Source organism: Billgrantia campisalis (genome assembly GCF_022341425.1).
Taxonomy (GTDB): Bacteria; Pseudomonadota; Gammaproteobacteria; order Pseudomonadales; family Halomonadaceae; genus Halomonas; species Halomonas campisalis.
Genome location: NZ_JABFUC010000002.1, coordinates 94,138 through 113,408, shown reverse-complemented (window position 1 = coordinate 113,408; position 19,271 = coordinate 94,138). Strand labels below are relative to the sequence as shown.

At 66.8% G+C, this 19,271-nt stretch carries 21 protein-coding genes; 7 read left to right on the top strand and 14 right to left on the bottom strand.

Features of this window, described 5'->3' with window-relative positions:
- The 3 genes from phoB to HOP52_RS02500 all read right to left on the bottom strand — a co-directional run bounded on the left by phoB (nucleotide 1) and on the right by HOP52_RS02500 (nucleotide 2,310).
- Nucleotides 1–690: a phosphate regulon transcriptional regulator PhoB gene (phoB, locus tag HOP52_RS02510; protein ID WP_238975661.1), complete on the bottom strand. Its 690-nt coding sequence runs from the start codon at nucleotides 688–690 to the stop codon at nucleotides 1–3.
- Nucleotides 691–817: 127 nt separating this feature from the next.
- Nucleotides 818–1,711, bottom strand: coding sequence for a 4-hydroxybenzoate octaprenyltransferase (gene ubiA, locus HOP52_RS02505; RefSeq protein ID WP_238975659.1), 894 nt, complete (start codon nucleotides 1,709–1,711; stop codon nucleotides 818–820).
- A gap of 29 nt (nucleotides 1,712–1,740) precedes the next feature.
- Nucleotides 1,741–2,310 (bottom strand): chorismate--pyruvate lyase family protein, encoded by a 570-nt coding sequence (locus tag HOP52_RS02500; protein ID WP_238975658.1) that lies wholly within the window; start codon nucleotides 2,308–2,310, stop codon nucleotides 1,741–1,743.
- A 108-nt stretch (nucleotides 2,311–2,418) separates the two neighbouring features.
- On the opposite strand from HOP52_RS02500, the gene HOP52_RS02495 reads away from it, so the two are divergent.
- From HOP52_RS02495 to HOP52_RS02485, 3 genes are all read left to right on the top strand, one after another.
- Nucleotides 2,419–3,579 (top strand): FAD-dependent oxidoreductase, encoded by a 1,161-nt coding sequence (locus HOP52_RS02495; RefSeq protein WP_238975656.1) that lies wholly within the window; start codon nucleotides 2,419–2,421, stop codon nucleotides 3,577–3,579.
- Between the two features lie 47 nt (nucleotides 3,580–3,626).
- On the top strand, nucleotides 3,627–3,965 hold the full coding sequence (locus HOP52_RS02490; protein ID WP_309674361.1) for an HU family DNA-binding protein: 339 nt from the start codon (nucleotides 3,627–3,629) through the stop codon (nucleotides 3,963–3,965).
- Nucleotides 3,966–4,052: 87 nt separating this feature from the next.
- The gene (locus HOP52_RS02485) at nucleotides 4,053–4,409 is read left to right on the top strand and encodes a hypothetical protein (RefSeq protein WP_238975654.1); all 357 of its coding nucleotides are present in this window, start codon (nucleotides 4,053–4,055) and stop codon (nucleotides 4,407–4,409) included.
- Nucleotides 4,410–4,479: 70 nt separating this feature from the next.
- On the opposite strand, the gene recG is transcribed toward HOP52_RS02485, so the two are convergent.
- A complete protein-coding gene (recG, locus tag HOP52_RS02480; protein WP_275298041.1) occupies nucleotides 4,480–6,573 on the bottom strand; it encodes an ATP-dependent DNA helicase RecG in 2,094 nt (697 codons plus the stop codon).
- The gene (locus tag HOP52_RS02475) at nucleotides 6,570–7,490 is read right to left on the bottom strand and encodes a hydrogen peroxide-inducible genes activator (RefSeq protein ID WP_238975652.1); all 921 of its coding nucleotides are present in this window, start codon (nucleotides 7,488–7,490) and stop codon (nucleotides 6,570–6,572) included. The genes recG and HOP52_RS02475 overlap by 4 nt, the downstream gene beginning before the upstream one ends.
- Nucleotides 7,491–7,569: 79 nt before the next feature.
- Between HOP52_RS02475 and HOP52_RS02470 the strand changes: the two genes are divergently transcribed.
- Nucleotides 7,570–8,442 (top strand): NAD-dependent epimerase/dehydratase family protein, encoded by an 873-nt coding sequence (locus HOP52_RS02470; RefSeq protein ID WP_238975650.1) that lies wholly within the window; start codon nucleotides 7,570–7,572, stop codon nucleotides 8,440–8,442.
- Nucleotides 8,443–8,519: 77 nt separating this feature from the next.
- On the opposite strand, the gene thpR is transcribed toward HOP52_RS02470, so the two are convergent.
- From thpR to HOP52_RS02430, 8 genes are all read right to left on the bottom strand, one after another.
- Nucleotides 8,520–9,035 carry an RNA 2',3'-cyclic phosphodiesterase gene (gene thpR, locus HOP52_RS02465; protein WP_238975648.1) on the bottom strand — a complete coding sequence of 172 codons (516 nt, stop codon included), beginning with the start codon at nucleotides 9,033–9,035 and terminating at the stop codon, nucleotides 8,520–8,522.
- A gap of 7 nt (nucleotides 9,036–9,042) precedes the next feature.
- Nucleotides 9,043–9,432, bottom strand: coding sequence for a RidA family protein (locus HOP52_RS02460; RefSeq protein WP_238975646.1), 390 nt, complete (start codon nucleotides 9,430–9,432; stop codon nucleotides 9,043–9,045).
- Nucleotides 9,433–9,514: 82 nt separating this feature from the next.
- The gene (locus HOP52_RS02455) at nucleotides 9,515–11,650 is read right to left on the bottom strand and encodes a RelA/SpoT family protein (protein WP_238975644.1); all 2,136 of its coding nucleotides are present in this window, start codon (nucleotides 11,648–11,650) and stop codon (nucleotides 9,515–9,517) included.
- Nucleotides 11,651–11,671: 21 nt separating this feature from the next.
- Nucleotides 11,672–11,932, bottom strand: a complete 261-nt coding sequence (gene rpoZ / locus HOP52_RS02450) for a DNA-directed RNA polymerase subunit omega (RefSeq protein WP_238975642.1) — start codon at nucleotides 11,930–11,932, stop codon at nucleotides 11,672–11,674.
- A 202-nt stretch (nucleotides 11,933–12,134) separates the two neighbouring features.
- The gene (gmk, locus tag HOP52_RS02445) at nucleotides 12,135–12,749 is read right to left on the bottom strand and encodes a guanylate kinase (protein WP_238975639.1); all 615 of its coding nucleotides are present in this window, start codon (nucleotides 12,747–12,749) and stop codon (nucleotides 12,135–12,137) included.
- A 563-nt stretch (nucleotides 12,750–13,312) separates the two neighbouring features.
- Nucleotides 13,313–13,861, bottom strand: coding sequence for a hypothetical protein (locus tag HOP52_RS02440; protein ID WP_238975637.1), 549 nt, complete (start codon nucleotides 13,859–13,861; stop codon nucleotides 13,313–13,315).
- Between the two features lie 517 nt (nucleotides 13,862–14,378).
- A complete protein-coding gene (locus HOP52_RS02435) occupies nucleotides 14,379–14,804 on the bottom strand; it encodes a PRC-barrel domain-containing protein (RefSeq protein ID WP_238975635.1) in 426 nt (141 codons plus the stop codon).
- A gap of 378 nt (nucleotides 14,805–15,182) precedes the next feature.
- Nucleotides 15,183–16,064, bottom strand: coding sequence for a YicC/YloC family endoribonuclease (locus HOP52_RS02430; protein ID WP_238975633.1), 882 nt, complete (start codon nucleotides 16,062–16,064; stop codon nucleotides 15,183–15,185).
- 150 nt (nucleotides 16,065–16,214) lie between these two features.
- On the opposite strand from HOP52_RS02430, the gene rph reads away from it, so the two are divergent.
- A complete protein-coding gene (rph, locus tag HOP52_RS02425) occupies nucleotides 16,215–16,952 on the top strand; it encodes a ribonuclease PH (protein ID WP_238975631.1) in 738 nt (245 codons plus the stop codon).
- A gap of 79 nt (nucleotides 16,953–17,031) precedes the next feature.
- Here rph and HOP52_RS02420 read toward each other — a convergent pair whose 3' ends face one another.
- Nucleotides 17,032–17,799, bottom strand: a complete 768-nt coding sequence (locus HOP52_RS02420) for an exodeoxyribonuclease III (RefSeq protein WP_238975629.1) — start codon at nucleotides 17,797–17,799, stop codon at nucleotides 17,032–17,034.
- Nucleotides 17,800–17,942: 143 nt separating this feature from the next.
- On the opposite strand from HOP52_RS02420, the gene pyrE reads away from it, so the two are divergent.
- Both pyrE and HOP52_RS02410 read left to right on the top strand, forming a co-directional pair.
- Complete coding sequence (gene pyrE, locus HOP52_RS02415; protein WP_238975627.1) at nucleotides 17,943–18,614, top strand: orotate phosphoribosyltransferase; 672 nt, start codon at nucleotides 17,943–17,945, stop codon at nucleotides 18,612–18,614.
- 49 nt (nucleotides 18,615–18,663) lie between these two features.
- Nucleotides 18,664–19,233 carry a YfaZ family outer membrane protein gene (locus HOP52_RS02410; protein WP_238975625.1) on the top strand — a complete coding sequence of 190 codons (570 nt, stop codon included), beginning with the start codon at nucleotides 18,664–18,666 and terminating at the stop codon, nucleotides 19,231–19,233.
- Nucleotides 19,234–19,271: the final 38 nt, after the last annotated feature.

Here is a 19,271-nt window from a genome sequence, read left to right as displayed (position 1 = left end):
TCAACCCTTGGTGGAGAACCGGTAGCCGGTGCCGCGCACGGTCTGTACCAGGTGCTGGTGGCGCTCGCCCAGCGCCTTGCGCAGGCGGCGGATATGCACGTCCACGGTACGCTCCTCCACATAGACATTGCCGCCCCACACCTGGTCGAGCAGCTGGCTGCGCGTATAGGCGCGCTCCTGGTGGGTCATGAAGAACTGCAGCAGGCGGTACTCGGTGGGACCTATCTCAAGCGCGCGGCCGTCGGCGCTGACCCGATGGCTGACCGGGTCGAGCTCGAGCCCTTCGACCGCCACCGGGTCTTCCACGCCCTGGGGGGTGGCGCGGCGCAGCACCGCCTTGAGGCGTGCCACCAGCTCCCGCGGCGAAAAGGGCTTGGTGATGTAGTCGTCGGCCCCGGCCTCGAGTCCCTGGATCTTGTTGTCCTCCTCGCTCTTGGCGGTGAGCATGATGATCGGGATCTCGCGGGTGGCCCCCTCGCGCTTGAGCCGCCGGGCCAACTCGATGCCGCTGGTGCCGGGCATCATCCAGTCGAGCAGCAGCAGGTCCGGGCGGTGGTCCACCACCATGGCATGGCCATCCTGGGCGTTGTCGGCTTCCAGTACGCTGTAGTCGGCCATCTCCAGCGCCACGGCGATCATCTCGCGGATCGGCGCCTCATCATCGACGATCAGAACGGTCTTGGCGGTCATCCCGGAGCCTCATGATCAGTAACGGGTCGATGACGATCACAGCATGACAGTATGACATTGACGTGACAGTGGCGCCCTTCTACCGAGCACCGCTCGGGCTGATCTGGCGGCAAGCCTTCGCGTCTCGTCAGGCCCCCAAGTCCGGCCACAGGGCGAGCGCCAGGCCGGCGAACATCAGCAGCCCCGACCAGTGGTTGTTGAGAAAGGCCTGGAAGCAGCGGTCGCGGTCGCGGCTGCGGATCAAAAACTGCTGATGCACGAAGGTCGCCGCCATGGCCGCCAGGCCCAGCCAGAAGAAGCCGCCCAGGCCCAGGCGCAGCCCCGTCCAGGCCAGCAGGCCCAGGGTGATCCCCTGCAGCAGGCCGATCATCAGCCGGTCGGCGCGGCCGAACAGCACCGCCGTGGACTTGATGCCGATCTTCAGGTCGTCGTCGCGGTCGACCATGGCGTACTCGGTATCGTAGGCCACCGTCCAGGCCAGGTTGGCGGCGAACAGCAGCCAGGCCTCGACCGGCACATGGCCCAGCACGGCGCCGAAGGCCATGGGAATCGCCCAGGAGAAGGCGGCGCCGAGGAACAGCTGGGGCAGGTGGGTGTAGCGCTTCATGAAGGGGTAGATGAAGGCCAGCGCCACGCCCACCAGCGACAGCAGGATGGTGAAGAGGTTGGTGAACAGCACCACCACGAAGGCGGCCATCACCAGCATCAAGAACAGCGCCTGGGCCTCCCCCTCGCTGATGCGCCCGGTGGCCAGCGGGCGGTTCCGGGTGCGCTTGACGTGGCCGTCGAAGTGGCGGTCGGCATAGTCGTTGACCACGCAGCCGGCGGCCCGCATCAGGTAGACCCCGGCGATGAAGATCAGCAGCAGGCGGCGTTCGGGCAGGCCCTGGGCGGCCACCCACAGCGCCCACAGGGTCGGCCACATCAGCAGCCAGGTGCCGATGGGGCGGTCCAGCCGCATCAGATGCAGGAAGTCGGGAATCCGGGCGAGGCCGGTGGGGTGCATCACGGAACGGTCCATCGAAGCCTCCTCAGTCGATGGCGCTCATCCTAACGTGAAGGCAGACCCAGTTCATCTGCCATGGCGTCGAGGAAGAACTCCTGGACCAGCACCGCGAAGCGCCCGTGGCGGAACACCGAACGCCGTCCCCAGGGGCCGCGTGCCGGATGGAAGGGCGCCGGGCCCGCAGTGATCTCGATGGGACTGCGCGCCAGGTCCGGCTGGCGGAACAGCCAGCTGCCCAGGGAGCGCTCGCCCAGGCGGTCCAGGCGGCTTCCACGCAGCTGGGCCAGCGGCGCCACCGAGCGCGCCACCACCCAGGGCTGGCCCTCCAGGCACAGCGCCACCTCGCGCAGCCAGGCCAGTCGCCCTGGGGTCAGGCCCAGCGCCCGGGCCTCGTCGGGGCGCGGGCGGCCCAGCCGCTGGTCGAGCAGCCGCACCCGGAAGGTGCGCCCGGCGCCGGCCTCGATCAGCCGCGCGGTGAGCGAGTCGCGGGAGGCCACCCAGGCCCACCAGTCAGGACTCATCTGCGGTTGGGCGGCCGCCAGCGGTCGCCAGCGCAGCAGCCGGGGCGTCGCCGGGGGAGGCGGCCCGGGGCGGGCCGTGCATCTGCGGGTCACCGTGTCTCTCCAGGTCGTTCGCGGGGCGCATAGTGTACCATGCGGCCCAGACACGGTTCCCCGGGGCGGCCGGCGCTTGCCTGGCCCCCACAGCATGAGAGGAGTTCCATGGCCGCTCCCCTGACAATCGTCGGCTCCGGCATGGCGGGACTGGGCCTGGCGCGCCAGCTGCGCGCCAAGGACGGTGACCGCCCGATTACCCTGATTACCGCCGACAGCGGCGACGACTACGCCAAGCCGCTGCTCTCCACCGGCTTTGCCAAGCGGCTGCCGCCGACGCGTCTGGCCGCGCGCCCGGCGCTGGAGGCGGCCGAACAGCTGAACCTGGTGATGCGCACCCACACCCGGGTGGAGGCCATCGACCCGGTGTCGCGCACCCTGCGCCTCGGCGAGGAGCGCCTGCCCTGGAGCGAGCTGGTGCTGGCCACCGGGGCGGCGCCGACGCTGCCCTTCGCCGTCCCCGAGGCGGTGCGCGAGCGGGTGTTCAGCATCAACGACCTGGATGACTACCGGCGCTTCCACGCCGTGCTGCAGGGGCTGGGTCGCCCGGCGCGGGTGGTAATCATCGGCGCCGGGCTGGTGGGCTGCGAATTCGCCAACGACCTGGTCGCCGGCGGCCACGCGGTCAGCCTGGTGGCGCCGGAAGCCGCCCCGCTGCCGCGGCTGCTCCCCGAGCCGCTGGGCCATGCCCTGGGTGAGGCCTTCCTCGAGGCGGGCATGGCGCTGCATCTGAGGCGCGGCCTGGAGGGGCTCGACGGGGCCGGCGACGAGGTCGTCGTGGCGCTGAACGACGGCAGCCGGCTCGGCGCCGATCTGGTGCTGGCGGCCACCGGCCTGCGTCCGCGTATCGAGCTGGCAAAGGCCGCGGGCCTGGCCGCCGATGCCGCCGGCATCCGTGTCGACCGCACCCTGGCCACGTCGGCGCCGGGCATCTATGCCCTGGGCGATGCGGCCTGCGTGGCGGGCATCAACGCCATGTACGTGCAGCCGCTGCAGGCCAGCGCCAAGGCCCTGGCCGCCACCCTGTCGGGCCAGCCCACCGAGGTGAGCTACGGCGCCTGGCCGGTGCTGGTCAAGACCCCGCTGCTGCCGGTGGTGGCGCTGCCTCCGACGCGCCCCCCGGCGCGCTGGCGGGTCGAGGGCGAGGGGCGTGATCTGGTGGCCTACGCCGAAGCACAAGACGAACGTTTGATCGGTTTTGCGTTGACAGGCAGCCGCGTGCGGCGGAAAGTTGAGCTGGCGCGAGCCGCGCCGCCGTTGCTAGGCTAGTGACGTTGTTGTCTCGCAGGTGCCGTGCTTCACCTCATCTCGATCATGTGAACAATAATACTGCCGGCTCCCACCGCCGGACCCCCAGCCAACATCAGGAGGGCGTTATGCGCAAGCCAGAACTCGCTGCGGCGATCGCCGAGCGTGCGGATCTATCCAAGGACAAGGCCAGTCAGGTGCTCAACGTGATTCTCGACGAGATCACCGGCAGCGTGGCGCAGGGCCAGGATGTATCGCTGATCGGTTTCGGGACCTTCACCGTGCGCGAGCGCGCGGCCCGTACCGGCAAGAACCCCCAGACCGGCCAGCCGCTGGCCATTCCCGCCAGCAAGACGGTGGCCTTCAAGCCCGGCAAGGGGCTCAAGGATGCCGTTGGCAAGGGCTGAGGCTAACGCCGCCAGCGACCTGGCGCGGCCCGTGTACGATGCGGGCCGCGATGCCTTCCCCCTTTTCTCGTTCGAAGCGGACTCGACATGAAGCTGCGACTGATGCTTTGGGTGCTGGGTGTGCTGCTAAAACGCGCCCTGCGGCGCAAGCCGCGATTTCGCGATACCCTAAGCGAGCTGCGTCGCCTCGACTGGGGCATCGCCACCGAGGATCTGCGCATCGCCCGGCACTACCGCATGTCGCCCAACGGCATCGAGAGCGGGGCCGGACTGCCGGTGGACCTCGACCTGGAGCTGCGCTTCGAGGACCAGGCGACGGCGCTCAAGGTGCTGCGCAAGCCCACCCAGCAGGCCTTTCTCGACGGCATGATGGCCGGCAGCGTTCGCCTGGTGGGCGACTCCGGCGACCTGCAGAAGCTGCAGAAGCTACTCAAGTACCTGTAAGGCCTTCGGCCAGCCACAAGCTTCAAGGGGGCAAGCTGCCTCGCCCCTCGCCCCTCGCCCCTCGCTCCTTTCACACCTGCCCGTAGCGCCCGGCCTGCTCGCCCAGCCAGCGGCGGATCAGCGGCTGGCTGGCCTCAGGGTGGCTGGCGAGCAGCGCCTCGGCCAGCGGCGCGACCCGCTCCAGCAGGTCGGCATCGCGCTCCAGGTCGGCGATCTTCATCTGGGCGAGCCCGGTCTGGCGGGTGCCCAGCACCTCGCCGGGGCCACGCAGCTCGAGGTCCTTCTCGGCGATGCGAAAGCCGTCGGTGGTTTCGCGCATCACCGCCAGGCGCTGCCGTGAGTGGGCCGACAGCGGCCCGTGGTAGAGCAGCACGCAGAAGCTCTCGGTGGCGCCGCGCCCGACCCGGCCGCGCAACTGGTGCAGCTGGGAGAGCCCCAGCCGCTCGGGGTTCTCGATGATCATCAGGCTGGCGTTGGGCACGTCCACCCCCACCTCGATCACCGTGGTGGCCACCAGCAGGTCGAGCTCGCCGGCCTTGAAGGCGTCCATGACCGCCGCCTTCTCGGCGGCCTTCATGCGCCCGTGGACCAGGCCGATGGCAAGCGTGGGCAGCGCCTCGCCGAGCTCGTCGCGGGTCGCCTCGGCGGCCTGACACTCCAGCGCCTCGGACTCCTCGATCAGGGTGCAGACCCAGTAGGCCTGGCGCCCCTCGGCGCAGGCGCGGCGGATGCGCTCCACCACCTCGGGGCGGCGCTCGTCGGGCACCGCCACCGTCTTCACCGGGGTGCGCCCCGGCGGCAGCTCGTCGATCACCGAAACGTCCAGGTCGGCGTAGGCGCTCATCGCCAGGGTGCGGGGAATGGGGGTGGCGGTCATCACCAGCTGGTGGGGCGTCAGGCCGCCGGCCTCGCCTTTCTCGCGCAGCGCCAGGCGCTGGTGCACGCCGAAGCGGTGCTGTTCGTCGACGATGGCGAGCCCCAGGCGCTGGAAGTGCACGTCGCCCTGGAACAGCGCGTGGGTGCCGACCACCATGCGGATGCGCCCGTCCTGGATCGCCGCCTTGGTGTCCAGGCGCGCCTTGCCCTTGAGCTTGCCTGAGAGCCAGCCCACCTCGATGCCCAGCGGTTCGAACCAGGCCCGGAAGGCGCGGTAGTGCTGCTCGGCGAGCAGCTCGGTGGGGGCCATCATCGCCGCCTGGCAGTCGCCGGCGATGGCCGAGAGCGCCGCCATTGCCGCCACCACCGTCTTGCCCGAACCCACGTCGCCCTGGACCAGGCGCAGCGTTGGCACCTCGCGGGCCAGGTCGGCGGCGATCTCATCGAGCACCCGGCGCTGGGCGCCGGTCAGCGAGAAGGGCAGCTGGGTGAGAAAGCGCGCCTGCAGGCTGCGTCCGCCGGGCAGCGCCGGGGCGCCATCCTCCTGGATGCGCAGGCGCACCTGCCGCAGGCTGAGGCGATGGGCCAGCAGCTCCTCCAGCGCCAGGCGGCGGGTGGCCGGGTGGCGGCCGCTGGCCAGCAGCTCCGGGTCCACGTCCGGCGGCGGCAGGTGCAGCACCTGCAGGCAGCGGCGCAGCTCGGGCAGGTTGAAGCGGCGCCGCAGCGCCTCGTCGAGCCAGTCGGGCAGGGCCTCGGGGTGGGCGTCGAGCCGCCCCAGGGCCTGCTCGACCAGCGCCCGCAGGCGGGTCTGGTGCAGCCCTTCGGTGGTGGGATAGATCGGCGTCAGGTGATCCTCCACCGGCGGGGCCTCGTCGCTGAGCAGGCGGTACTCTGGGTGGTAAAGCTCGAGCCCGGTGGCCCCGGCGCGGGCCTCGCCGAAGGCGCGCACCCTGGCGCCGGGGCGGAACTGCTGCTGCTGGGCCGGCGAGAAGTGGAAGAAACGCAGGCTGAGGATGCCCGAGCCGTCGCGTAGCCGTACCAGCAGGCTGCGCCGGCGGCCGCGCACCACCTCGCTGGCCATCACCTCGCCCTCCACCACCGCCTCGTGGCCGGCGCGCAGGGTGCCGACGGGGGTGATGCGGGTGCGGTCCTGATAGCGCAGCGGCAGGTGGAACAGCAGGTCGGCGACGCTGTCGATGCGCAGCCGTGCCAGCTTGATCGCCAGTGCCTCGCCGACCCCCTTGAGCTCGCTGACCGGTGCGTCAAGCGCCTTTATCTCAGCGCTCATGCCGGCTCGGGCTGCGCCTCGTGGCACCGGGCGATGGCCGCGGTGACGGTGTCGATGGCCTTGGGCCGCGGGAAGCTGGCGCGCCAAGCGATGGCCACGGTACGCGATGGCGCCGGGTCGCTGAAGGGCCGGCTGACGAGCAGGCCGCTCTCGTAGTGAACGGTGCCGATCGCCGAGCGCGGCAGCACGGTGATCCCCAGCTTGGAAGCCACCATATGGCGAATGGTCTCCAACGAGCCGCCTTCGGCGGTGAGGGTGTTGTGGGGGCTGTTGAGCTTGTGGCTGATCGCCGGACAGGCCTCCAGGATCTGGTCGCGGAAGCAGTGCCCCTCGCCGAGCAGCAGCAGTCGTTCCTCCAGCAGGTCCTCCTTGTTGATGGTGGCACGCTGGCTCCAGGCGTGGTCGGCGGGCATCAGCACCTCGAAGGCTTCGTCGTAGAGCGGCTTGGTGACCACGTCGGTCTCGGTGAAGGGCAGGGCGATGATGATGGCGTCGAGCTCGCCGCTTCTCAGCTTGCGGCGCAGGTTGGCGGTGAAGCCCTCCTCAATGTAGAGCGGCATCTGCGGGGCGCTGCGCGCGAGTTCCGGCACCAGATGGGGAAACAGGTAGGGGCCGATGGTGTAGATGGCGCCGATGCGCAGCGGACTGGCCAACTGGTCCTTGCCGGCATTGGCCAGCTCCTTGATCACGCTGCTCTGCTCCAGCACGCGCTGGGCCTGCTCGACGATCTTCTCGCCCATGGGGGTGACCTGGACGGTGGACTTGGAGCGCTCGAACAGTGCCACGCCCAGCTCTTCCTCAAGCTTCTTGACCGCCACCGAGAGAGTCGGCTGGGACACGAAGCAGCGCTCGGCGGCGCGGCCGAAGTGGCGCTCCTGAGCCAAGGTTACGATGTAGCGAAGTTCTGTTAGAGTCATGGTGGTGCCCGCGGGCATCCTCTCGAACGATGAATGAGGTTTTTCCAATAGGGACTTTTTATCAGGGGGCGAGGGAAAGGTGAAGAAAACGACGCTTATTCTGGGCTGTGGCGACATCGGCATGGTGCTCGGCCGCGAACTGATCGAGGCCGGTCATCGGGTCATCGGCGCCCGTCGCAAGGCGGCGGCGCTGGAGGGAAGCGGTATCGAGCCGATGGCCCTGGACCTCGGCGACGAGGCCGCCCTGGCCAAGCTGCCGAATGCCGACTTCGTGGTCTACGTGCTCAGCGCCGACCGCTTCGACGAGGCCGCCTACCGCACCGCCTACCCCGATGGTCTCAAGGCGGTGCTGCGCACCTACGAGGGGCGCGACAAACCGCCGCAGCGCATCCTCTTCGTCTCCTCCACCAGCGTCTACGGCCAGAAGGAGGGCGAGCGGGTCGACGAGCAGAGCCCGGCCGAGTCCGCCGGCTTCTCCGGCGTGCTGATGCGCGAGGCCGAGCAGGCGCTGCACGACAGCCCCTTGGCCGGCAGCGTGGTGCGCTTCTCGGGGATCTACGGCCCGGGCCGCGACCGGCTGATCCACCAGGTGCTCGAGGGCCGCATTGCGCCCAAGTCGCCGCCTATGTACTCCAACCGCATTCATCGCGACGACTGCGCCGGGGTGCTGGGCCATCTGATCGCCCTGAGCGAGGTCGGGCGGCCGGTCGATGACCTCTACCTGGCCAGCGACTGCGACCCGGCGCCGCTCTATGAGGTGATGGCCTGGATGGCGGGGCTGCTCAAGGTGGAGTCCACCGAGGTGATCCAGGCGCCGCTGCGTAAACGCGCCAGCAAGCGCTGCGACAACAGCCGGCTGCTCGCCACCGGCTATGCCTTCCGCTACCCCAGCTATCGTGACGGCTATGCCCAGGTAATGAAACTGGGTGGTTTCCTGCCCGAGCCGGTGTGAGGCCGGCAGCCTACAAGGCCCAGCGATAGCCCAGGGTCAGGGTCTCGAAGCCGTTTTGGGGATTCTTAGTGAGACGTTCAGCTGCTACGCGAGCGAGCCAGGCTGGCGTAGCGGGCGCCGTGCCGATCCACGCTGGAGTGGATCAGCTCAATCTGATGATAGGCCCAATCGAGGCGAATGTCCGGCAGCACCTCGGTAGCGAGCCGCCGGGCGCGGCGCAGCAGGGTCACGTGAGGGACGAAGCGCGTCGGCCGGCCGCGGTGGCCGAGGGCTTCCAGGTCATTCCACAGCCGTTGGTGCAGAGCGGCAAGGTCCGGATCGGCGGCCGTGCCGCCGACCCAGACGATCCCCGGTCGGTGGAAATGGCCCCAGGCATCGAGCCGCCAGCGCCCCGGGGGAGCGGCGAGACCGCAAACCCAGTCGATCAGCTCGCCGGTCTTCGCTTCCTCCACCTCGCCGAGGAACGCCAGGGTCAGATGCAGGCTCTCGTCGGGCATGCGCCGCCCGCCGCAGCGGGCGTGGGCAACGTCGGCCAGCTCGCCGAGCCGCCCGCGCAGCTCATCCGGCGGCACCAGCGCCAGAAACAGTCGCATCTCCCTACTAGTCGCCGATGACCATTACTGCTTCGGCCTCGAACTGGGCGCCCTTGGGCAACGCCTTGACGCCCACCGCGGCGCGGGCCGGGTAGGGCTTGGCGAAGAACTCCTCCATCACCTGATTGACCACGGCGAAGTTGTCCAGGTCCACCAGGTAGAGGTTGAGCTTGACGATTTCGCCCAGCGAGCCCGCGGCCTCCTCACAGACGGCCTTGAGATTCTCGAACACCTGGCGGGCCTGGGCCTCGATGTCGTCGGAGACGATCTGCATGGTGGCCGGGTCCAGGGGAATCTGGCCCGACAGGTAGACGGTGTTGCCGGCCTTGATGGCCTGGGAGTAGGGGCCGATGGCGGCGGGTGCCTTGTCGGTGTTGATGACGGCCTTGTTGCTCATGGTGGCTCCTTGCGGTTAAGCGGTACAGAGTCAATGAAAGCACTCGCCCACTGCCGGCGACAGCGGGCGAAGCGCAGAGGGGTCAATTGCTGACGCGGGTGATCTTGCCGACGTGGGACAGATTGCGGATGCGCTTGATGATGCGTGCCAGATGCACGCGATTACGCACCGCCAGGGTCAGGTGGACGATGGACAGTCGGGCATCGCGCTCCTCGATGCCGATGCGCTCGATATTGGCGTCGGCATCGGTGACCAGGCCGGCCAGCTCGGCCACCAGGCCGCGGCGGCTCTCGATCTCGAGACGCAGCGCCACCGGGAAGTCCTCGCTGTTGTCATCGGACCACTCCAGGGCGAACAGCTTGTCCGGGTCGCTCTTCAGCTCGTCGAGGTTGCGGCACTCGTCGCGGTGCACCACGATCCCCTTGCCCACCGAGAGGTGGCCGATGACCGGGTCGCCAGGCAGCGGATGGCAGCAGCGGGCGAACTTTATCACCATGCCCTCGGCGCCGCTGATCACGATGGGCCCCTGCTTCTGGGTGACCTGGCGGCGGGTATCGTCGTCGCTGCCGTGAAGGAGGTCGATCAGGCGCCGGGCTACCACGTAGGCCACCCGGGTGCCGAGCCCGATGGACTCCAGCAGGGTATCCTCGTTCTTGAGCGAGAGCTCCTTGAGCAGCCGCGGCAGCAGGTCGTCGGGCAGCTCCTCCAGGCTGGTCTCGAACTCGGCCAGGGCCTTGTTGAGCAGGCGATGGCCCAGCTGCACGGCCTCGGTGTGCTGCTGGTGCTTCAGCGCATGGCGGATCGCCGAGCGTGCCTTGGCGGTGATCACGAAGTTGAGCCAGGCCAGGTTGGGCCGGGCCCCGGGGGCGGTGATGATCTCGAGCGTCTGGCCGCTCTCCAGGCGGGTGGAGAGCGGGGCCAGGTGGCGGTCGATGCGACAGGCGATGCAGCTGTTGCCGATATCGGTGTGCACGCTGTAGGCGAAGTCGATCACCGTGGCGCCCTGGGGCAGCTCCATGATGTCGCCGCGCGGCGTGAAGACGTAGATGTCGTCGGGGAAGAGGTCGTTCTTGACGTGTTCGATGAACTCCAGCGAGTCCCCGGCGTGGCGCTGCATCTCCAGCAGCCCCTTGACCCAGGCCCGGGCCCGGGCGTGACTGCCCTCGGCGATGGGGTGGTCGGTCTGGCCGGCCTTGTAGAGCCAGTGGGCGGCGATGCCGTTGTTGGCCATGGCCTCCATCTCGCGGGTACGGATCTGCACCTCGATGGGCATACCGCCGCTGCCGAACAGGGTGGTGTGCAGGCTCTGGTAGCCGTTGGCCTTGGGGATGGCGATATAGTCCTTGAAGCGCCCCGGCACCGGCTTGTAAACATTGTGCACCACGCCGAGGATGCGGTAGCAGCTGTCGACGTCCTCGGTGACGATGCGAAAGCCGAACACGTCCATGATCTCGGCGAACGGCTTGCGCTGGTCGCGCATCTTCTTGTAGATCGACAGCAGATGCTTCTGGCGGCCGATCACGGTGCCGGCGAGCCCCTCGTCGTCGAGGCTGCTCTGCAGGGTGCTCTGCACCTGGCGGATCGCCGAGCGGCGGTGGCCGCGGGCGCTGGAAACGGCGCGCTTGATGCGCTCGGCGCGCATCGGATGCAGGGCCTGGAAGGAAAGATCCTCGAGCTCGACGCGAATGGTGTTGATACCCAGGCGGCTGGCGATCCGGGCGTAGATCTCCAGGGTCTCCCGGGCGATGCGGCGTTTCTTCTCCGGGCGTAGCGCGCCCAGGGTGCGCATGTTGTGCAGCCGGTCGGCGAGCTTGACGATGATCACCCGGATGTCGCGGGACATCGCCAGCACCATCTTCTGGAAGTTCTCGGCCTGGGCGACCGCCTTGTCCTCGAAGGTGATCTGGGTCAGCTTGGAGACGCCGTCGACCAGCTCCGCCACCGGCTTGCCGAACTGCTCGCCGAGGGCCTCCTTGGAGACGCCGGTATCCTCGATCACGTCGTGCAGCATGGCGGCCATCAGGCTCTGATGGTCCATGTGCATGTTGGCGAGGATATTGGCCACCGCCAGCGGGTGGGTGACATAGGGCTCGCCGGAGCGGCGCCGCTGGCCGTCGTGGGCCTGCTCGGCGTAGTAGAAGGCGCGCTTGACCTGCTGGATCTCGTCCGGGGGAAGATAGCCGCCGAGTCGGTCGGCCAGGTCGTCGATGGTGAACATTAGCGCGCCTCGATTGCTGACTTACTCCTCGAGGGCGATACCCGGCTCGCCTTCGTGGCGAATTCTGACCGGCGCTTCGATCGGCTCGTCCAGTACGCTGTCATCGACCAGGCCCGCGGCGATCTCGCGCAGGGCCATCACGGTGGGCTTGTCGTTTTCCCACGGCAGCTGAGCATCGCGGGAGCCGCGCGCCAGCTGGCGGGCACGCTGGGTGGAGATCATCACCAGCTGGAAACGGTTTTCAACGTTGTCGAGACAATCTTCGACGGTGACTCGCGCCATGAGGGTCTTCCTGAAAGCTGTGGGCAGCGCCGGCCGTGGCCAGCGATGCCGAGAATCGTGCGGGATAGTCTAGGTTACTCGACGCCCGGCGGCTGTGACAAGCGCCCGCCGCCGTAGGACCCCCTCTACAACCTGTCCCCGGCGCCTCTCGCTATTGCAACTGCGAAGCTCTGGGGTATCAAGACAAGCGCCTGCGGCTAAGTTAAGACAAGAGCGCCGCCAGCAGCGGGGCGTGGTCCTCGCTGACCCGGGACAGCGTCAGGCGGCGGCTGATCACCAACGACTGCAGCTCGCGCAGGGCGGTGGTGAAGTCATCGTTGATCACCAGGTAGTCGTACTCCTCATGGTGCGACATCTCGCTGACCGCATCGCGCATGCGCCGCTCGATGGTGGCGTGCTCGTCGGTGCCGCGGCTGGCCAGCCGGCGCTCCAGCTCCTCGCGGGAGGGCGGCAGGATGAAGATCGAAACCGCGTCCGGCATCTGCTGGCGCACCTGGCGCGCCCCCTGCCAGTCGATCTCCAGGATCACGTCCTGGCCGGCATTGAGCATCGCCTCGACCGCCGGCCGCGAGGTGCCGTAGTAGTTGTCGAACACCCGGGCGTACTCGAAGAACTCCCCGCGCTCGATCATCGCCTCGAAGGCCGCTACCTCGACGAAGTGGTAGTTCACCCCGTCCACCTCGCCGCGGCGCCGGGCGCGGGTGGTGTGCGATACCGAGACCTGAATGCCGTCGAGGCTTTCGATCAGCTCGCGTACCAGGGTGGTCTTGCCGGCGCCGGAGGGGGCGGAAACGATGAAAAGCGTACCTTCAGACATAAGATGCGTCCCTGATGTGGCGACGAGTGGTGGAGCGACTGCAAGAAAACGCGGAGTATCGCACGAATCCTCAGCGCGCTGCAGGCCTACTCGATGGGCCGGATCTTAACAAATGGGGGCGTCATATCGACCCAGCGTGCCTCGAGCTGGCGGACGCACTCGCCGCCGTGCCCAGCGGGGGCCATCATCGAAGAAAAAGACGCAGCGATCCAGTTCCGCCCCAGCTGTGCGGATAGAGGCTGTTGCCCAGCGTACTGCGCAAGGCCTGGCAGGCGCCAGTGAGCATGCGCCTGGTATGAGTTGTGGCGTACCAGCGCGAGATTGGCGCTGCCGCTGGCCCGCAGCTGCATGGCCGGCAGGTCGCCGGAGAGGGCATAGCGTCACAGCGATGAACGAACGACAGGACAAACGGCCTCGATGCCGATAACGTCACGCATGGCCTTGGGGGCACGATGTGCCCCCGGTGTCTGTGGATGTTTTCACGCCGTATCATGCGAGATGACGGCGATCTTCCGAATGTGAATTATCAGACCGCACGATGGTGGGATAGTACGGCGCCGGGTTTAGAAGTTGTAACCCAAACCCACCGTATAGGCCCAGGCGCCGTCATCCTGGAACGCATCAGCAGCATCGCTGGTACTGCTGAAGAAGAATTGATACTCGACGCGAGCCAGGAAATAAGTATTCGTCAGCACGTAGTGCTTTACGCCTGTTTCCAGCCCGGCGAAGGCGCTGTCCTTCACACCGTCACCGTAGATGCCGCCGAGGCTGCCGCCGACGAAGGGCCGCGTCTGGTCATCAAGAAACTGATAGTTAATATAGCCGCGGGTCGAGCCGTTCCAGAAATCATTTTTGAGATTTTCACCTTCTATGCTGGCGTAATTGATGCTTTGACGGACACCGGCAACTGTGTCATCCCGCAGGTACCAGCCCAAATCGCCGGTCACGCCGAAGCTGCCACTATCGAAATTCCGGTCGCTGCTGCCGGTCCCCGAGAGGGAGAGTTCCCGGTCGCCCTCTTGTGGGCCGACCAGTGAGGACTGTGCGGATGCTGTCACGGGTAGTACACCGAGCAGAAAGAGAACGATTACCGCAGTGTTGACTTTGCTCATAAGGGATTCCTCGATGGTACTCAATAGTTTGCATTTCTGAAATGCGCCGCTTTCTACCACACCTACTCGGCGCGGACCGTGCGTGGCAGAAATAAAGTCAGTCAGCCGGATTGAACGCACACTATCAATATTGGTGGCTGTCTTTCAGGTTGTCTGTGCGTTAGTGCACACAGCATGCTGAAAAGGGGGTAGGGGCAGAGCTGGTCATTAAGGACACCCTGTCAGTGGCTTACCATTAGTGCGCTAGCCGAGGTGTCAGGCGATAAATCAGCGGTTGGAAAACATCATAAGGGCGACAAAAATAATAATAATGAGAGCCGAAATGGCGGGGTGTTTTAATTTTAGCATGGTGTCTCTTTCGGAGTGTTGGTGGTTTTTCTGGTAGCGATGGGTAGTAGAAGCCTCTCGTTATGCATGATGAGCCATTCTTGCATCATGGCCAAAATAGAAAAGGCAAGTGTGGGGCACTTGCCGTTTCTATTGCCGATATGTTGTGCGTTGCGGTGCTAGAGGTCGGTTATTCGCCTTCGTGGTCTTCGTACTTTTCAGTCTTGCGGAGGCCGTCTCGGCTGGTGTTGATAACCACTACGTAGTCGTCGTCTTCCTGGGTCAGTTTGACGCTGTCCCATTCGATAGCGACTTTCTTCTCGCCTATGCCGAGGAAACCGCCTACGCTGAGAATCAATGCGATGATCTGGCCGTCCTCGTTGAGCAGCAGGTTATCGACGCTGCCGACTTTCCCGTCTTCGGCCGTGCTCTTCACGGTTATATCGATCAGCTCGCTGGCGTGAAATGTTCCGCTGGGCTGTTCGGTCAGGAAGGTGGCGTGCACTGTGGCGTGGTCGGGATCGTCAAGGTGTTCATCGGCCAGGGCCGTGTTTGCTGCAAATATCAGCGCTGGGGTTAGAGTGATACTCAGCAGCAACGGCTTCATCATTTTCATCACTGGCTCCTTGACTCAATTTTATTGCATACTTCGGGTGGCGTCGCACTCCTTGCGACGCGTCGTGCGACATCCTGTCTAGGCACGTCCGTTGCCACACTAGAGTGAAAGTGTAGGCCGTGCAGATCACGCGGTCTGTGCGTTAGCGTACGTTGGAGAAGTGACCAGATGAGAGGTGGTTGTATTTCATGAAACCGGTAGCTGTTCCTCCCCTGGTGTTTAACGTGGTATCTGACGGTGTTTGTGCGAAGTACCACTCCATCCGGAGTGGTACTGGTTTCCGAGTAAAGGCTCGGTAATATCGATCACTTGATCGCTTGGCTGGTGGGGCCATGGATTCCGCTCACATTTTTGATCAGTGATGGATGGCCATGGCCATCACTCGATGTTCTGGATCTGCTCGCGCATCTGTTCGATCAGCACCTTGAGTTCCACCGCGCAGCGGGTGGTGTTGGCCACCACCGACTTCGATGACAGGGTGTTGGCCTCGCGGTTGAGCTCCTGCATCAAAAAGTCCAGGCGCCGGCCCATGGGGCCTTTCTGACCGAGCTGGCGCTCGACCTCGGTGACGTGGGTCTCCAGGCGATCGAGCTCCTCGTCGACGTCGGCCTTCTGGGCCAGTAGCACCAGCTCGGCCTCCAGCCGCTGGGGGTCGAGCTCGGCCTTGACCGTCTCCAGGCGTTCCAGCAGCTGGTTGCGCTGACGCTCCAGGATCAGCGGCATCAGCCGGCGCACCTCGGCGACCTGCTCGCGAATGCCGGTCAGGCGGCTGCGGATCAGCGCGGCGAGCTTGTCGCCCTCCCGCGCCCGGGCCTCGATCAGCTCGCCCAGGGTGGCCTGGAAGAGCGCGGCGGCCTCGGCCTTGACGGCATCCAGGTCGAGGGCTTCGCCCTCCAGTACGCCGGGGTGGTCGAGCAGCGCCAGGGCGTCGGGCAGCGGCGCCTGGGGCAGGGTCTGGCGGACTTCGCCCAGGGCGGCGGCCAGGGCGGTGAGGCGAGCGTGGTTGACCGTCAGCGTTTCGCCGCCGCTGGCCGGCTCGAAGCGCAGGCTGCACTCCACCTTGCCGCGGGCCAGGCGCGTGCGCAGCGCCTCGCGGAAGGCCGGCTCCAGGTCACGCAGCGTCTCGGGCAGACGGAAGTGCGGCTCGAGATAGCGTTGGTTCACCGAGCGCAGCTCCAGCTGCAGGCTGCCCCACTCGGCCTCGCGGGTCTGGCGGGCGAAGGCGGTCATGCTGTGTACTCGGGTGCTCTGCTCAGCCATGTCGGCTCCCTTGCGTGTCGTACGGCGGCCCATCGGAAGGTCTGGGGCGCAGTGTAACCGATTCGCCCGCTCGACCGTGTAGAATGGCTCGCCATTGCGCTGCCGGCACAAGGCTTGCGACATCGATTTTCCACGACACAGAGAGGACACATGGCTTCCGACCTCAAGCGCCCCAGCGGCCGACGGCCCGATCAGCCCCGCGAGATCCGCCTGACCCGCGACTATACCCGCCACGCCGAGGGCTCGGTGCTGGTGGAGTTCGGCGACACCCGGGTGCTGTGCAATGCCAGCGTGGAAGCCGGGGTGCCGCGCTGGCTGCGCGGCAAGAAGCAGGGCTGGGTCACCGCCGAGTACGGCATGCTGCCCCGCGCCACCCATACCCGCGGCGGCCGCGAGGCGAGTCGTGGCAAGCAGGGCGGGCGCACCCTGGAGATCCAGCGGCTGATCGGCCGTTCGCTGCGGGCGGCGGTGAACCTCAAGAAGCTGGGTGAGTTCACCATCACCGTGGACTGTGACGTCATCCAGGCCGACGGCGGCACCCGCACCGCCGCCGTCACCGGCGGCTGCGTGGCGCTGATCGACGCCATCCGCTACCTGCAGCGCGAGAAGCTGATCAAGGGCGACCCCTTCGTGCAGCTGATCAGCTCGGTGTCGGTGGGGGTCTTCAAGGGCGTGCCGGTGGTCGATCTGGACTACCCCGAGGACAGCACCGCCCATACCGACATGAACGTGGTGATGGCCGAGCCGGGCGGCCTGATCGAGGTCCAGGGCACCGCCGAGGCGGGCACCTTCTCGCGGGCCGAACTCGACGCCATGCTCGACCTGGCGGAGAAGGCCGGCGCCGAGCTGTTCGACCACCAGCGTGAGGCGCTGGGCATCCGCCGCTAAGGGAAAAAAGCATCGCGCCGGCCATCAATGGCCGGCGCGATACGTTCCGGCCGGGGCCGGAGCGGCGACGAAGGGAGGCTCAGAGCGTCAGGTCGTACTCGACGATCAGCGGCGCGAACTCCGAGAAGGTCGCGTCGTAGTCGATCCAGGCGTCGACCACGTGGCGCCGGAAATTGGGCCCGACGATCTGGTAGTCGATGCGCCAGCCGTCCTGGCGCGAGCGCGGCACGTCCTGGTCCAGCTCGGGCCACCAGGTGTACTCGCCGGCGTCGCGGTTGATCTCGCGGAAGGTGTCGATAAAGCCGGTGGGGCCGAACACCTGATCCATCCAGGCGCGCTCCTCGGGCTTGAAGCCGGGGGTCGTCTGGTTGTCGGCCCAGTTGGCCAGGTCAATGGTCTTGTGGGCGATGTGCCAGGTGCCGCAGATGATGTACTCGCGGCGCTTGCGGGCCATCTTGCTCAGGTATTCCTGATACTGGGCCATGAAGGCCTGCTTGGCGGCGTAGTCGCTGCCGTCGGGCATCAGGAAGCTGACGATGCTGAAGCGGTCGTAGTCGGCCTGTAGGAAGCGCGCCTCGTGGTCGCACTGGGGGAAACCCAGGCCGTACATGATGGCCTTGGGAATCTTGCGGCAGTAGAGCCCTACTCCGGAGAAACCGTCCTGCTCGGCGTCGAGGAAGTAGCCCTCGTAGCCTTCAGGGTAGAGAATGCTGTCGTCGAGCTCGAAGCTCTTGGCCTTGAGATTCTGGACGCAGACCACGTCGGCGTCCTGGTTGGCCAGCCAGTCGAGGAAGCCGCGGCCGACCGCCTCGCGGATTCCGTTGACATTGATGGTAGCGATTTTCATACATGGTCCCTTTAACGTCGCGCGTGTATGATACCCGACGTTTCGACGTTTGGGTAAATGGCCTCTATCTATAAACATGATAAGGCCATTACGCCAGCGGTATCAGGGTCTGGAGAACGAGGGGAAGCGCCGTGGGGGTCAGCATGCAAGCCTACCAGCGAGAGTTCATCGAGTTTGCCATCGAGCAGGGCGTGCTGAGCTTCGGCGAGTTCACCCTCAAGTCGGGGCGCGTCAGCCCCTACTTCTTCAACGCCGGCCTGTTTCGCACCGGCAGTGCCCTGGCCCGGCTGGGGCGCTTCTACGCCAGCGCCATCGCCGACAGCGGCCTGGCGGTCGACGTGCTGTTCGGCCCCGCCTACAAGGGAATTCCCCTGGCCGCGACCACCGCGGTGGCGCTCGCCGACCATCACCAGCGCGACCTGCCCTTCGCCTTCAATCGCAAGGAGGCCAAGGACCACGGCGAGGGCGGCAACATCGTCGGCGCCGAGCTGGAAGGCCGTATCCTGATCATCGATGATGTGATCACCGCCGGCACCGCCATTCGCGAGGTGATGGCGCTGATCGATGCCGCCGGCGCCGAGGCCGCCGGGGTGGTGATCGCCCTGGACCGCCAGGAGCGCGGCGCCGCCGAAGGTGAAGGACGGGGTCGCAGTGCCATCCAGGAGGTCGAATCCCGCTACGGCATGCCGGTAATCAGCATCGTCACCCTGGATATGGTGCTTGCCTACCTCGAGGAGGCCGGCGACGAGCGGCTGGCCGGGCACGCCCCGGCCATTCGTGACTACCGCGACCGCTTCGGCGTCACGGCGGACTGAGGTGTCGCCCAGGAATGGCGCGGTCCCTGTGCATCACAAGGAGCCTTTGATGAACGTTCTGATCCGACCACTTGGCATCATGGCCATTGCGGGAGCGGCCCTGCTGAGCGCCGGCGCCGCCCAGGCCGTCGGCAGCCTGGACCTCAACCTGGGACCCCACGCGGTACAGTTCGAGGCCCAGGGCGAAGTGACCCAGGGCATCGCCCTGGGCGGCGGGGTGCTGCACAGCGAGTATCGCCGCGATGCCACGGTGTTCCATGCCCAGCTGATGGGCGTGCAGCACGGCCGCGAGCGCGACATCGGCATCGGCGCCCGCTGGACCCAGTACGATACCGACCACGGCAAGGGCGGCGGCCTGGGGCTGGGCGGCTACGGCTACGTCTACCTGCCGCAGATGCCCGAGGTGTCGCTGGGCGGCTACGGCTTCTACACGCCCAGCGTGGTGACCAGCCGCGACCTGGATGACGGCTACGAGATCGGGTTGCGCGCCCGCTACGCCTTCGCCCCCAACGTCGACGGCTATGTCGGCCTGCGCCAGCTGGGCGCCGACTTCGACCGCGACCGCGGCACCCGTACCCTGGATCGTGGCGCTCAGGTCGGTGTGCGCCTGCGCTTCTGATGCCCCCATGCCGCGCATGACATCGGGCCCCGTTATGG